This window comes from Croceivirga lutea, assembly GCF_014235875.1.
Taxonomy (GTDB): domain Bacteria; phylum Bacteroidota; class Bacteroidia; order Flavobacteriales; family Flavobacteriaceae; genus Croceivirga; species Croceivirga lutea.
In genome coordinates, this window is the sequence record NZ_JACJUK010000009.1 from 60,917 (window position 1) to 73,789 (window position 12,873).

The window sequence follows — 12,873 nt, forward strand, 5'->3', positions numbered from 1 at the left end:
TATTTTTACAGGAAGAAATTCAAAGCATGCTTTCTAAATCTGTTAAATTATTAGTACTTCTTTTTGTACTCTTTACCTCTTGTGGTGAAAAGGAAAAAAAGGAAACAACATCTTACCCTACCAAATTTGAAGACTCAAAAGGAGAAGAAACTTCAACCTATGATGAAACAATTGAATTTTATAAAACGCTCGCCAAAGAATTTCCTGAAATAAATATTCAAACTGTTGGCCTTACAGATAGCGGTGAGCCTCTACATATAGTTACCTACAACCCTGAGGGAAATTTTAACTTTCAAAAGCTTAGAGACCAAAAATCAATTATTTTAATTAATAACGGTATTCATCCTGGTGAAAGTGATGGTATAGATGCTACACAACTTTTATTTAGAGATTTTGCAGAGGGCAAATTAAAATCACATAAAAATGTAGTTTTAGTAACAATTCCCGTGTATAATATTGGTGGAATGTTAAATAGAAATAGCACAACACGTGTTAATCAAAATGGGCCTAAAGCCTATGGTTTTAGAGGAAATGCTAGAAACTACGATTTAAACAGAGATTTTATTAAAGCTGATACTAAAAACGCTAAATCATTTGCTGAAATTTTTCATTTAATTCAACCAGATGTTTTTATTGACAATCATGTTAGTAATGGGGCAGATTACCAATATGTACTCACACATTTATTTACACAACATAATAAGCTCGGAGGTAACTTAGGTGAGTTTTTAGAAAACACAATTCGTCCAGAGGTAGAATCAGAGTTAGCATTAAAAGGTTGGCCAATAACGCCATATGTAAATGTTTTTAATAGGTCTCCAGAATTTGGTTTTTCTCAATTTTTAGACAATCCAAGATATTCTACCGGATATACTACGTTATGGAACACGCTTGGGGTAATGGTTGAAACGCACATGCTAAAACCATATAAACAAAGAGTAGAAGGCACTTACCAATTTATGATTACCCTTGCTCAAATAGTGAACAAAAATCACAAAACAATTAAAAACCTACGTACTCAGGCACAAGATGAAATAGCTACCCAAAATCACTATTATTTTAATTGGGCTGTAGACACCATAAAATCTTCAACATACGACTTTAAAGGTTTTGAATTGGATACGTTAGTTAGTGAAGTCACTGGTCTAAACCGAATTAAATACCACCGAGATAGACCCTTTGAAAAAGAAATAACCTATCAAAACTATTTTTACCCAAAAGATACTGTAGAAATACCTGCGGCTTATATTGTAAAGAAAGGTTGGCAAGGGGTAATTGAAAGATTAGAAGCCAATCAAATTGAATTTTTAACTGCTGATATAGATACTACATTACTACTAGAATCTTACCAAATATCAGATTACAAAACCTACAGTAAGCCTTATGAAGGTCACTACCCACATTACAACACCACAGTAAACACTGAACTAAAAAAGGTTAAAGTGGCAAAAGGAGATATACTTATACCTACCAATCAAAAAGGAATACGCTATTTATTAGAGACCCTTGAACCCATAGCCCCAGATTCTTTTTTCAATTGGAATTTTTTTGATACCATATTGCAACGTAAAGAAGGGTTCTCCCCTTATGTTTTTGAAGATTTAGCCTATGATATTTTAATTAAAAATCAGGTTTTAAGAGATAGCTTTATTTCTAAAAAAGAAAAAGATTCTGAGTTTGCTAAAAACTGGTATAGCCAATTACATTGGGTCTTTGAGAATTCAAAGTATAGTGAAGCTGCTTATTTACAATACCCTGTTTATAGAGTTCCTAGAGGTTCTAATGCTCAGAGTTTTCTTTTGAAGTAAATTCATTTTCTTCAAAAAGAATTTTGATATTATTATAAGAGTTTTTTAGCGCTTTTTGGGTTTTTCTAGGGCCTTTCCATTTTACCTTAGTTATACCCTCATTCAACTGGGGTTTTAACTTACCATTAAAGCTAGTAGTCATGCTATACCAATAAGTTTCCTTTAGTTTTAAAACACCTCCCCTTTTAAATACATGGTACGTTTTTGTTAAAAAACATTCAATTGATAGGCCTGTAACACAGGTTTCCTCTTCAACTTCGCGTATTGCAGCATCTTCAATAGCTTCGCCTTTATCTAATTTACCTTTAGGTAAATCCCATTTATCATTTCTATAAATAAAAAGAATTTTACCTTTTTCATTTGTAACCTTTCCACCGGCAGCAACTACTCTTGGAATATATTGGCAAAAAATATTCATTAGTTCCTCAATATTAGCATGATAGATGTAAGCCTCTTTGAATCTTTTTTTTTGCAATCCTTCAATTGCATTAAAAATAGAATCACGGTCTAATGAGAAAACTTTTTTAGCGTGATCTTGTGGTGGTTGATCTGTTAAGAAAAGTGGCAACTCATTTACAAAAACTTTATACATTTACACAATGATTTTAGATAAAGAGAGCGCCAAAAAAACGGCCGAACTTCTGCTACAAATAAATGCAATTAAACTGAATCCTGAAAATCCGTTTACATGGGCTTCAGGCTGGCATTCACCAATTTATTGTGATAATAGAATAGCACTATCTTTTCCGCAAATTCGTAATTTCCTTAAAGAACAGCTAACCAAGCAAGTAGAGCATCTTTATGGTAAGCCAGATGTGATTGCAGGTGTAGCAACAGGTGCCATTGGCATTGGTGTTTTAGTAGCCGAAGCTTTAGGTTTACCCTTTATTTATGTTAGACCTGAGCCAAAATCGCACGGTAGAAAAAATCAAATTGAAGGTTTATTAAAACCCAATCAAACAGTTGTAGTTATCGAAGACCTCATAAGTACTGGTAAAAGTAGCCTTAATGCGGTAAAAGCCCTAGAAGATGCTGGTGCAAACGTTAAGGGTATGGTGGCTATTTTTACCTATGGATTTGAAATTGCAACTAAAAATTTTAAAGAAAGTAATACAGAACTTTATACCCTTAGCAACTACGAAAACCTTCTTACCTTAGCCGAAGAAACTGGGTATATTAATAAAGAACAAGCAGCCACTTTAGGTAAATGGCGCTTAGACCCCCAAAACTGGAAAATATAATTAAGCATGCATTTAGAGACCGATAAAAAAGTACTCAATAAGAGTAAAAAAGAGGTATTCAATTTTTTAACAGAAGTGAATAATTTTGAAAAGTTGATGCCAGATAACATTGCCAAGTTTGAGGTATTGGATGAAGAAACCTTTAGATTTGCTCTTAGTGGAATGCCAGAAATTGTGTTACAAAAAAAAGAGGCCATTCCACATTCAAAAGTTGTTTTAGGTGCTGCAAGTTCTAAATTACCCTTTACACTAACGGCTAACATTATTGAAATTTCAGCTGACACTAGTGAAGTTGATTTATCTTTTGAAGGGGAATTTAATAGCATGATGGCCATGATGATTAAAGGTCCTATCACCAAATTCATGGGAACCCTTATCCAAAACATGGATAAAATAGGTCAATAAATAAATTCAATTTCTTTAAAAGCATAAGATTGAAGTTCGCCATCAGGCATTTCAACAATTAGGTTACCATTGCTAATTACTTCTGTTATAATTCCTAGAAATTGATTTCCTAACTTGTCTACATAATGCTCCTTTGTTTTAAAATGAAACAAATTCTGTTGATAGCGTTCCAAGATAGTTTCTGGATTAAAATTGTCAAATTCTAATTTTAAATTGGTAAAAATCTCTACTAACAATTCATCTAGATTAAAATCTTGGCCAGTTACTAGAGAAACAGATGTTGCTTTTGGTTGATTTTGAAATATTTTTTGATTGACATTCAGACCAATTCCTACAATACTTTTAGCAATGTAACTGCCTTGAAGCATGTTTTCTATTAGAATACCGCATAATTTTTGATTTCCTGACATAATGTCGTTTGGCCATTTAACTTTCAAATTTGGCACATTACGATTATTTAAAGCATTGTAAACTGCCAAAGAAGCAATCATATTCAAATAAAATGCATTCCTAATTTCGAAACCATCAAACAAACGCAATACACTAAACATAAGGTTTTTACCCGCTTCTGAATTCCATTGATTACCACGCTGCCCCCTACCCTTTAATTGATAATCACAACTGACAATGGTATAATTTTCAACATCATTTTTTCGAATTAAATCCTTTAAATAATCGTTAGTGGAATCGATGGCATTAAGTTTGATTAATTTCAAGGCATTGTAAGTTTAAAGTTCTTTAAGAACGTAATGTTAAAAACAAAAGCCGACAAACCAAAAAAGTAATAAATTTGTAAAAAATTATAAAGTTTTTGAATGCAGAAACAAAAAGCTAGTGCAGACGAACTTATTTCATTGATAATTAGTGGTATTGAAGAAGTAAAAGGTCTTAATATTAATTTGTTAGATTTAAGAGAAATAGAAAACACAGTCTGCGACTATTTTATAATCTGTAATGGTACCTCAAACACTCACGTAAATGCCATTGTTTCTTCAGTACAAAAAATAGTGAGTAAAGCCATTAAAGATAAACCTTGGCATGTAGAGGGTTCAGAAAATGCAGAATGGGTATTAATGGATTACGTAAACGTTGTGGTTCACGTATTTCAAAAACAAGCAAGAGAATATTACGATATCGAAGGGCTTTGGGGAGACGCAAAGTTCACCATGGTAGAAAGCAGCTATAATTAAGAAAAATGTCAAACGAAAATAATCAGAATACAAGTCCTAAAAAACCACGCTTTAGTAGTTGGTGGATATACGGTGTAATTTTTGCACTAGTAATAGGGTTTCAAATATTTGGAAGCAGTGCCTTTACAAACACTGAAAAAACAACAACATCTGAATTACAAGAGTTTTTAAGAAATGGAGATATTTCTAAAATTGTTGTAATTAAAAATAGAGGTCAAGCCAAAGTTTACCTAACTGAAGCTGCCCTAAAGAAAGATGTACATCAAAACGTAAGCGAAAAACCGTTATTACCTTCTACAGCAGCTGTTCCGCAGTATGTGCTAGACTATGGTGACCTACAGATTTTTCAGAATGAGATTAACAAAATTAAAACCGAAAATAGTTTAGACACTATTGTTGAATTTGATACAGAATCTAACATTCTAGGAGATTTACTTCTTTCCTTATTACCATTTGCATTAATTATAGGTATTTGGATATATCTAATGCGCAGAATGTCTAATGGAGCTGCCGGTGGAGCTGGCGGTCAAATTTTCAACATAGGCAAATCTCGAGCCAAACTTTTTGATGAAAAAACAGACACTAGAACATCTTTTAAAGATGTAGCAGGATTAGAAGGTGCAAAAGAAGAAGTTCAAGAAATTGTAGAATTTCTAAGAAACCCAGATAAGTACACTTCTTTAGGTGGTAAAATTCCTAAAGGTGCGCTTTTGGTTGGCCCTCCAGGAACAGGTAAAACGCTTTTGGCTAAAGCCGTTGCTGGTGAAGCTAAGGTACCTTTCTTCTCACTTTCTGGTTCAGATTTTGTGGAAATGTTCGTTGGTGTAGGTGCTTCAAGGGTTAGAGACTTATTTAAACAAGCTAAAGATAAATCTCCTGCAATCATTTTTATTGATGAAATTGATGCCATTGGTCGAGCTCGTGGTAAAAACAATTTTACCGGTTCTAATGATGAAAGAGAAAACACCTTAAACCAACTTTTAACTGAGATGGATGGTTTTGGTACAAATACTAATGTAATTGTTTTAGCGGCTACCAACCGCGCAGATGTGCTAGATAAAGCCTTAATGCGTGCTGGTAGATTTGATAGACAGATTTATGTTGACCTACCAGACATTAGAGAACGTAAAGAAATTTTTGAGGTTCATTTAAGACCAATTAAAACAGCAGAAACGCTTGATTTAGACTTTTTAGCAAAGCAAACGCCAGGTTTCTCAGGTGCTGATATTGCTAACGTTTGTAATGAGGCCGCATTAATTGCTGCACGTAAAGAGCGTAAAGCGGTAACAAAGCAAGATTTCTTAGATGCCGTTGACCGTATAGTTGGAGGTTTAGAAAAGAAAAATAAAATAATAACTCCTGAAGAAAAGAAAACTATTGCTTTTCATGAAGCAGGCCACGCCACTGTTAGTTGGATGTTAGAGCATGCAGCTCCTTTAGTTAAAGTTACTATAGTGCCTAGAGGACAATCTTTAGGAGCAGCATGGTATTTGCCAGAAGAACGTTTAATTGTTCGCCCAGAACAAATGTTAGACGAAATGTGTGCAACCATGGGTGGTAGAGCAGCTGAAAAAGTAATTTTCAATAAAATTTCTACAGGCGCTTTAAGTGATTTAGAAAAAGTCACCAAACAAGCAAGAGCCATGGTTACTATCTATGGTTTAAATGAAAAGCTTGGAAACATTACTTATTACGATTCTTCTGGTCAAAATGAGTATGGCTTTACAAAACCCTATAGTGAAGAAACTGCTCAACGTATTGATGAGGAAATTTCAATTATTATAGAAAAACAATACCAAAGAGCAATTCAATTATTAGATGACAACAAGGATAAATTAACTGAACTTGCCGAAAGACTATTAGACAAGGAAGTTATATTTAAAGATGATTTAGAGAAAATCTTTGGTAAAAGACCATTTGACAAAGAAGAAGAAGAAACCTCTAAAATTAATGGTGTAGCTAAATCAGAATCTACAGAAGAAAAAGAGGAACAAGAAGAACAAGAGTCTAAATAGTTGTAGTAAATCTTTAATGGGTGTATTTGATAGACTTTTTGGAGGAGGAAAAAAGAAGATTTCTAAAGAAGAATTAGAAACCCGTGGTGAGCACGCCACGGGTTTAAATATACCTGTAGACGAAAAGTTTACAATTAACTTCACTAAAAACGGAGGTAAATTTATCTACTGCGAAAATTTTAACGAAGTACTTGATGGTTTGAACAACATAGTTTCAGAAAACAATTGGCAAAACCATCTTTTTTACACACTAGATGATAATTTAAAAGAACGGTTCGTAAACGAAAAACTTCCATTCACATCTTTAAGAAAAGAAAGTGACATATTTTTTACCACTTGCGAGAACCTAATAGCCCATAACGGCTCTATTTTGGTTTGCTCTCATCAAATTAAAGAACATAAATTAACAGAGTTGCCCACCAATCTTATTGTATTTGCGACAACTAGTCAGTTAATTGACTCTATTAGTGAGGCTTTAAAAGAAATTAAGAATAAATACAAAACACGCATACCAGATAATATTACTGCCTTAAAGCATTTTCAATTATCCGATGAAAATAAAAATGACTTTCTATCTTACGGCAGCGCGTCTAAAAATATATATCTTTTACTTCTAGAAGATTACTAACAAAATGCGTGAATTTTTACGAAGGTCCTTAACAGGGGTTATTTATGTTGTTTTACTACTCTCTGCTGTATTCTTAAGTACAGATGCTTACGATTTTTTATTTATGGCCTTTGGTCTTGGCTGTATATACGAGTTTAAACGTATGGTTAGAATTAAAGGGTATTACATATTCATGGCTTATCTTTTAATCTGGTGGCTATTCATATATTTTCTTGAAGACACCTTACTTGTAAACATATTGATGGCAATAACGCTTGCCGTAGATTTAGCCCTACTCGCCTATTTATTTTCACCCCAACAACGGAGTTTTAATCAAGTACAAAAATTTCTTATTGCACTAATATACATTGGAGGAGGATGTATTTTTTTAACTAAGATTCCGTACAATAATGACGTTTTTGCTAAATATTTAATTACAGGAATTTTTATTTTAATATGGGTTAATGATACCTTTGCATATGTTGTGGGTAAATTGTTGGGTAGAACAAAATTGTATCCTGAAATATCACCAAAGAAAACCGTAGAAGGTTCATTAGGTGGCTTGGTTTTTGCTTTAGGCGCAGCGTATCTTATATCTATATATGTAGATATTCTCAATGCCAAAAATTGGTTAATTCTTGCACTTGTGGTAGTTATCATGGGAAGTTTAGGAGACTTATTAGAGTCTAAATTTAAACGAGTGGCAGGTGTTAAAGATAGCGGTGCAATTTTACCAGGACATGGTGGTATTTTAGATAGATTAGATAGTTTATTGTTTGCGGCCCCATTTGCTTACTTTACATTAAAACTTATTCTGTATGTTTCATAAAGAAGGGCAAAAAATCATCCTTATTACATTCGTTATTGTTTCCGCAATAATAATAGCCGCACAATATTATGTTCCTATTGAATGGTTAAAGTACCTTTTGCAAATAGCTGCCATAGTAATTTTAATTTTAATTCTTCAATTCTTTAGAAATCCAACGAGAAAAGTAACTCCCTCTTTTGATGAGATTTTAGCCCCTGTTGACGGAAAAGTTGTTGTTATTGAAGAAGTGGAAGAAGAGGAGTATTTTAAAGGAAAACGAAAACAGGTGAGCATATTTATGTCACCAATTAATGTTCACGTTACCAGATATCCTGCTAGCGGAACAATAACATATTCTAAATACCATCCAGGTAAATATTTGGTTGCATGGCATCCTAAATCAAGTACGGAAAATGAACGCACCACGGTGGTGCTAAGAACTCCAAAATTTGGAGAAATACTTTACCGCCAAATAGCTGGAGCACTTGCACGTAGAATTGTAAATTATGCAAAAGAAGGTGAAAGTGTAACACAAGGAACAGACGCGGGATTTATTAAATTTGGCTCTAGAGTTGATGTTTTTCTTCCGTTAGACAGTAAAATTTCTGTAAAAATTGGCCAAAGGGTAATTGGCGCTAAAACGTGTATCGCATCGGTTGCTGATAATGAATGAGAATAGTTTAGATAAAAAGTTTAATGAGGCTGTTGCATATGTAAATAGCTATACAAACCCATTACCAGCGGATTTGTTACTTAAACTTTATGCATATTACAGAATAGCAAATAAAAACTTTAATCACCCTGGCAGTAAAACACCTCTAATTAACGCTTTTAAGGCTAATGCAATGATTCAAGCAAAAAATGTTTCTATTGAAGAAGCTATGCAATGCTATATTGATATTGTTGAAAAAGAACTCAAAAGCGTTCGTTAAGAGTCAATATCTACCACCCTAGTTTTTGAAATGGTATCGTGCCATCCTCTTGGTTCACCACCTAAGAAAGAAAACGCCTCAAAAGGTATAAACCTGCAAATTGAACGAAGCAAAATAGTGCTTACATCTGGTCTTTCACCATCTTCTGTAACTACCTTAGTTTTTGTAAAAAATTTTCCAATAGAGCGTCCAGATACACTTTCTATAAAGCTATAGTATATAAAGCCAATCACAAACCCAAATAGGTATTGGATAATTTTGTTTTCTAAGGCCATTTCTAAATCATAGTATTGTTCTGGTGCTATTACCATCCATAAGGCACCTAACAAAGCCCCAAAAAGACCGCCCAGACCTAAAAGAACAATTCTATCAATAAAATAATTAGCAAAGCGCTTACTCGCAGTTACATCATAAACCTTATTGGAATTAGAATAGGTGTATTCAGGTTTATTAGTGATAGAAGTAATTTCTGAAAAATTATCACAAGAAACACTAAAATCAGCAAATTCATTAGTTAGACTACAAACTAGACCTCTTTCTAAATCTAATTTTTTGTTGTCACATTTTTTGCAGAATTGTAGGTGTTGATCTCTGGTCATTTCGATTTGGTTTATAATCCAAACGAAAAAAACTAAAAATTCATATATAAATTTTAAGCTATTGAAGCTTGTTCTTGGCGATTGTCAGCTAATCCAAAATACAATGCGCCAACAATTGTAGAAATAAAATAGGCAGCAACTAACCAAGAACCAAAAGGTAGATAACTATTTATTCCAAACCAATCACCAGAATAAAAAAGAAGTATAAAGCCAGCCAAACTACGTGCTATTTCAATAACAATGGCGTGTTTTTTTCTGTCCATTAAGGTTGTAAACCCATAAATACCAATAAAAACAAAAGCTCCAAAGATGAGTAAATTCTGAAAACCAATTTCCCCGTAATTATAAAACATAAATAACAGTAAAGCCGTACTTGCCAGTAATTGATAAATAGCATAAGCTTTTAGGCCATTAGTAGCTTCCGACTTATATTTTGAAAAATTGTAAACATCTTCTATTGTAGCTATGGGATATTTTTGGGCAACATCCGTAGGTCTCCAGCCGGTAGGCATAAACCAAATTCTCAGCTTATCCCACCAACTTTTGGTTCTCCAAGCATCTACCCCTAATCTCCAAAGGTGTTGAAAGTTAATGAGTATCGGATTCCACGTACCGGCAGGTTTTAAAACACCGTATTGCGGTGGCACTTCATCCAATTCTTCTTGAAAAGTTCCAAACATTCTATCCCATACACAAAAAATTTGGCCTAAGTTTTTATCTATATATTCTGGGTTAATTGCATGATGAACTCTATGTTGAGACGGGGTTACAATAATGTATTCTAACCACCCCAATTTTCCAATGTGTTGTGTATGATACCAAAACTGTGCAAATAAGTGAATCGGAGCTAATATAGCCACCACCTTATAAGGTACTCCTAAAATCGCAGCAGGTATTAACAAGATTGCTGTGTAACCAATTAAATTTGAAATGGACTGTCTAAGCGCACAAGCTAAATTAAACTCTTCGCTACTGTGATGTATTACATGTTGATTCCAAAAAATGTTGATTCTATGACTTAATAAATGATTTAAGTAACCTGCAAAATCAATAACAACAAAAGCAACAACCCAAACTAACCAAGTTGCTTTTAGTTCAAAAATGGCAAGATATTCTAACAAAAAAGGGTAACTAACTAATACTACAGCAAGACCAAGAGAGTCTTTAATAATGTTTGTTAGTCCTGAGCTTAAACTACTCACAGTATCCATTACGTTATGTTTCTGGTCTTTAACCACATAACCATAGATTATTTCTAAAAGTACCAACCCTACAAAAAAAGGGATTGCGTATAACAGTGCGTTGGCGTAGGTTTCCATAAAGCTTAAATTTAAAAAGCTTTAAATAAGCTTCCAAATATTTAACTATTCGAATTTAAAATTTTGAATATCAGATACAACCGTTAAATCCGGTAGTTTCTCAGATTTAGGGTAACAATACACAGCCTTAGTATTGGCTTTGCTCATATTGCGAACAGCTTCGGGCAATTCTTTTTCATCCCTATCCGGATTAATAGGACAGTTGACTAAAAAAGGATAACAATCAGCTCCAGTAAAATTAAAAATATTCATACTGATTCTTAACTCTCCATGGGCATCCTTATGGTATTGAAGTTGCTCTATCCCTGGCTTTTCAATGATATAGGTTAAATAGCTATTTTCATCAATATCTAAGATGGCAAATTTGGCAAGCTTTTCATCAGTATAGCCCAGGCCTTTACCACTATAAGCAATTATTGCATGTGGCGCTTTGCGTTCTGCTTTTAAAAGTTTAAAAACCTCCGTAGAATACAAATTATCACCATTACAAACCGTAAACCTATTTTCTTTTAAAATGGGATGCTGTTCTAAACACTGCTGTAAAGCATCTGCTGTACCAAGAGGCTTCTCCCTGCATTTAGGAACATGTTGTATGGCAAAATTCACGGTTAAGGTATTAAAACCCGGCTCATCGTTATAGGTCTTCAAAAAATTCTTGAAACCTAAATTTTCTTTAGAAGTTATTAGGTAAATATGACCAATACCTGCAGCTATTGCGTTCTTAAAAAGATAATACAGCAAAGGTTTACCAGCTTTTCCTAAAGGAATAAGACTCTTGTGTAAGTTTTTTGCCGCATTTAATACCGACTCAGAAACCGATGCATTTTCAAGGCTTCTTTTCATACGTGAAGATGCACCACCAGCCATGATGACCAAACTTGAATTTTCCATTATTTCTTTTTAGTTAAAGTTACCTCATAAGCATCTTTAGCTCCTGCCTTTTTAAATGCTGCTATAACCGCATCTTTTGTAGTATTATCTACCATAGCAACCATACAACCGCCACCGCCAGAACCAATGGTTTTTGCTCCAAGTGCTCCTGCTTTTAACGCAGCTTGCATCATTATGTTCATTTCTTCAGGTGTATTTTGAATACGTTCGTAGAGAATTTTTTGATGCTCGTTCATTACTTCGGCTAATGCTTTACGATTAGAATATGGTTCAGTTAATAGTACTCTAGCTCTTTTGGTTAATTCGTAGTTATGAATGGCTGCGTACCAATGATTTTGATACTCTTTCGACACCAAGTGCATGTACTTTTCATAATCCTCTAGGTTCGATTGTTGGATCGTATAATTTGGATTTTTCTGTTGCACTTCTTTAATGGCGTTTTCTTGATAAACACTACCATTTTTAAGCACATTCATGGTTTGCTTTTTTAAACCAGACTCTGCAACTACTAATTGTCCTAAATTACCTGGAAGAACTTCACTTTTACTAGTCGCGGTATCTATGTAGATTAAATCTTGTTGGGCAATGGTATATTGATCCATTAAGCCTCCTGGGTTATTAAAATATACTACCTCAACCTCATACGCCCAATGTCCTATTTCAAAATCAGAAACCAGTAGTGGTTTTTCTTGAACGGCAACTAAAAACCGAATCCATGCTATGGTTAGCGCAGAAGAACTAGAAAGCCCAGCATTCACCGGGATATTTCCCCAAATTTTAATAGAATAACCTTGCCGAAACCTAAGTCCTTTTTGTTTTAAAACAGCTAAAGAAGCTCTTAAAAAATCACCATTTTCTATTTCTATCTTATCGTCATTTATGGAAAACGAAACCACTTCGTTAATATCCAACAAGTTTAACTCAAACGAACCTGAAGAATTTGGTACCGCTTCTAAATTAATATACCTGTCAATTGCCCCTGCAATTACAGGTAAACCTAAATAATCTTGATGGTCTCCAAAAAAACATACCCTAGCAGGTACTTTTATTTGAATCAT

The 12,873-nt window shown here is 33.8% G+C and carries 15 protein-coding genes; 9 read left to right on the plus strand and 6 right to left on the minus strand.

What is annotated here, in order from left to right; all coding sequences use genetic code 11:
- Positions 1-26 precede the first annotated feature (26 nt).
- Complete coding sequence (locus H5V42_RS13760; RefSeq protein WP_185783757.1) at positions 27-1,808, plus strand: M14 family metallopeptidase; 1,782 nt, start codon at positions 27-29, stop codon at positions 1,806-1,808.
- Here H5V42_RS13760 and H5V42_RS13765 read toward each other — a convergent pair.
- Positions 1,780-2,400, minus strand: coding sequence for an NUDIX hydrolase (locus tag H5V42_RS13765; RefSeq protein WP_185783758.1), 621 nt, complete (start codon positions 2,398-2,400; stop codon positions 1,780-1,782). The two genes, H5V42_RS13760 and H5V42_RS13765, sit on opposite strands and share 29 nt — an antisense overlap.
- Before the next feature lie 7 nt (positions 2,401-2,407).
- Here H5V42_RS13765 and pyrE point away from each other — a divergent pair, with 7 nt between their 5' ends.
- Together pyrE and H5V42_RS13775 are read left to right on the plus strand one after the other, a co-directional pair.
- Positions 2,408-3,049 carry an orotate phosphoribosyltransferase gene (gene pyrE / locus H5V42_RS13770; RefSeq protein WP_185783759.1) on the plus strand — a complete coding sequence of 214 codons (642 nt, stop codon included), beginning with the start codon at positions 2,408-2,410 and terminating at the stop codon, positions 3,047-3,049.
- 6 nt (positions 3,050-3,055) lie between these two features.
- Positions 3,056-3,454, plus strand: a complete 399-nt coding sequence (locus tag H5V42_RS13775; protein ID WP_185783760.1) for an SRPBCC family protein — start codon at positions 3,056-3,058, stop codon at positions 3,452-3,454.
- Here H5V42_RS13775 and H5V42_RS13780 read toward each other — a convergent pair.
- On the minus strand, positions 3,448-4,170 hold the full coding sequence (locus H5V42_RS13780; RefSeq protein WP_185783761.1) for a biotin--[acetyl-CoA-carboxylase] ligase: 723 nt from the start codon (positions 4,168-4,170) through the stop codon (positions 3,448-3,450). The two genes, H5V42_RS13775 and H5V42_RS13780, sit on opposite strands and share 7 nt — an antisense overlap.
- 99 nt (positions 4,171-4,269) lie before the next feature.
- Here H5V42_RS13780 and rsfS point away from each other — a divergent pair, with 99 nt between their 5' ends.
- From rsfS to H5V42_RS13810, 6 genes are read left to right on the plus strand one after another with little or no spacing between them, the layout of a single operon-like run.
- A complete protein-coding gene (rsfS, locus tag H5V42_RS13785) occupies positions 4,270-4,644 on the plus strand; it encodes a ribosome silencing factor (RefSeq protein WP_185783762.1) in 375 nt (124 codons plus the stop codon).
- Between the two features lie 5 nt (positions 4,645-4,649).
- A complete protein-coding gene (ftsH, locus tag H5V42_RS13790) occupies positions 4,650-6,659 on the plus strand; it encodes an ATP-dependent zinc metalloprotease FtsH (protein WP_185783763.1) in 2,010 nt (669 codons plus the stop codon).
- Positions 6,660-6,675: 16 nt separating this feature from the next.
- Entirely contained in the window at positions 6,676-7,287 is a 612-nt protein-coding gene (locus H5V42_RS13795) for an LUD domain-containing protein (RefSeq protein WP_185783764.1), read from the plus strand.
- Positions 7,288-7,291: 4 nt separating this feature from the next.
- Positions 7,292-8,095 carry a phosphatidate cytidylyltransferase gene (locus H5V42_RS13800; RefSeq protein WP_185783765.1) on the plus strand — a complete coding sequence of 268 codons (804 nt, stop codon included), beginning with the start codon at positions 7,292-7,294 and terminating at the stop codon, positions 8,093-8,095.
- Positions 8,085-8,747 carry a phosphatidylserine decarboxylase family protein gene (locus H5V42_RS13805; RefSeq protein ID WP_185783766.1) on the plus strand — a complete coding sequence of 221 codons (663 nt, stop codon included), beginning with the start codon at positions 8,085-8,087 and terminating at the stop codon, positions 8,745-8,747. Before H5V42_RS13800 ends, H5V42_RS13805 begins: the two co-directional genes overlap by 11 nt.
- On the plus strand, positions 8,740-9,006 hold the full coding sequence (locus tag H5V42_RS13810; RefSeq protein WP_185783767.1) for an acyl-CoA-binding protein: 267 nt from the start codon (positions 8,740-8,742) through the stop codon (positions 9,004-9,006). The genes H5V42_RS13805 and H5V42_RS13810 overlap by 8 nt, the downstream gene beginning before the upstream one ends.
- Here the strand turns inward: H5V42_RS13810 and H5V42_RS13815 are convergent.
- From H5V42_RS13815 to H5V42_RS13830, 4 genes are read right to left on the minus strand one after another with little or no spacing between them, the layout of a single operon-like run.
- Complete coding sequence (locus tag H5V42_RS13815; protein WP_185783768.1) at positions 9,003-9,605, minus strand: RDD family protein; 603 nt, start codon at positions 9,603-9,605, stop codon at positions 9,003-9,005. The two genes, H5V42_RS13810 and H5V42_RS13815, sit on opposite strands and share 4 nt — an antisense overlap.
- Positions 9,606-9,658: 53 nt before the next feature.
- The gene (locus H5V42_RS13820; RefSeq protein ID WP_185783769.1) at positions 9,659-10,924 is read right to left on the minus strand and encodes a sterol desaturase family protein; all 1,266 of its coding nucleotides are present in this window, start codon (positions 10,922-10,924) and stop codon (positions 9,659-9,661) included.
- A gap of 45 nt (positions 10,925-10,969) precedes the next feature.
- Entirely contained in the window at positions 10,970-11,815 is an 846-nt protein-coding gene (locus tag H5V42_RS13825) for a sugar phosphate nucleotidyltransferase (RefSeq protein ID WP_185783770.1), read from the minus strand.
- Positions 11,815-12,873, minus strand: a complete 1,059-nt coding sequence (locus tag H5V42_RS13830; protein WP_229665685.1) for a GHMP family kinase ATP-binding protein — start codon at positions 12,871-12,873, stop codon at positions 11,815-11,817. Before H5V42_RS13830 ends, H5V42_RS13825 begins: the two co-directional genes overlap by 1 nt.

What these genes read in the sequence shown, in the direction of transcription:
- H5V42_RS13760 (WP_185783757.1), top strand. Translation starts at nt 27, where the DNA reads ATGCTTTCTAAATCTGTTAAATTATTAGTACTTCTTTTTGTACTCTTT.
- H5V42_RS13765 (WP_185783758.1), bottom strand. Translation starts at nt 2,400, where the DNA reads ATGTATAAAGTTTTTGTAAATGAGTTGCCACTTTTCTTAACAGATCAA.
- pyrE (WP_185783759.1), top strand. Translation starts at nt 2,408, where the DNA reads ATGATTTTAGATAAAGAGAGCGCCAAAAAAACGGCCGAACTTCTGCTA.
- H5V42_RS13775 (WP_185783760.1), top strand. Translation starts at nt 3,056, where the DNA reads ATGCATTTAGAGACCGATAAAAAAGTACTCAATAAGAGTAAAAAAGAG.
- rsfS (WP_185783762.1), top strand. Translation starts at nt 4,270, where the DNA reads ATGCAGAAACAAAAAGCTAGTGCAGACGAACTTATTTCATTGATAATT.
- ftsH (WP_185783763.1), top strand. Translation starts at nt 4,650, where the DNA reads ATGTCAAACGAAAATAATCAGAATACAAGTCCTAAAAAACCACGCTTT.
- H5V42_RS13795 (WP_185783764.1), top strand. Translation starts at nt 6,676, where the DNA reads ATGGGTGTATTTGATAGACTTTTTGGAGGAGGAAAAAAGAAGATTTCT.
- H5V42_RS13800 (WP_185783765.1), top strand. Translation starts at nt 7,292, where the DNA reads ATGCGTGAATTTTTACGAAGGTCCTTAACAGGGGTTATTTATGTTGTT.
- H5V42_RS13805 (WP_185783766.1), top strand. Translation starts at nt 8,085, where the DNA reads ATGTTTCATAAAGAAGGGCAAAAAATCATCCTTATTACATTCGTTATT.
- H5V42_RS13810 (WP_185783767.1), top strand. Translation starts at nt 8,740, where the DNA reads ATGAATGAGAATAGTTTAGATAAAAAGTTTAATGAGGCTGTTGCATAT.
- H5V42_RS13815 (WP_185783768.1), bottom strand. Translation starts at nt 9,605, where the DNA reads ATGACCAGAGATCAACACCTACAATTCTGCAAAAAATGTGACAACAAA.
- H5V42_RS13820 (WP_185783769.1), bottom strand. Translation starts at nt 10,924, where the DNA reads ATGGAAACCTACGCCAACGCACTGTTATACGCAATCCCTTTTTTTGTA.
- H5V42_RS13825 (WP_185783770.1), bottom strand. Translation starts at nt 11,815, where the DNA reads ATGGAAAATTCAAGTTTGGTCATCATGGCTGGTGGTGCATCTTCACGT.
- H5V42_RS13830 (WP_229665685.1), bottom strand. Translation starts at nt 12,873, where the DNA reads ATGATTCAAATAAAAGTACCTGCTAGGGTATGTTTTTTTGGAGACCAT.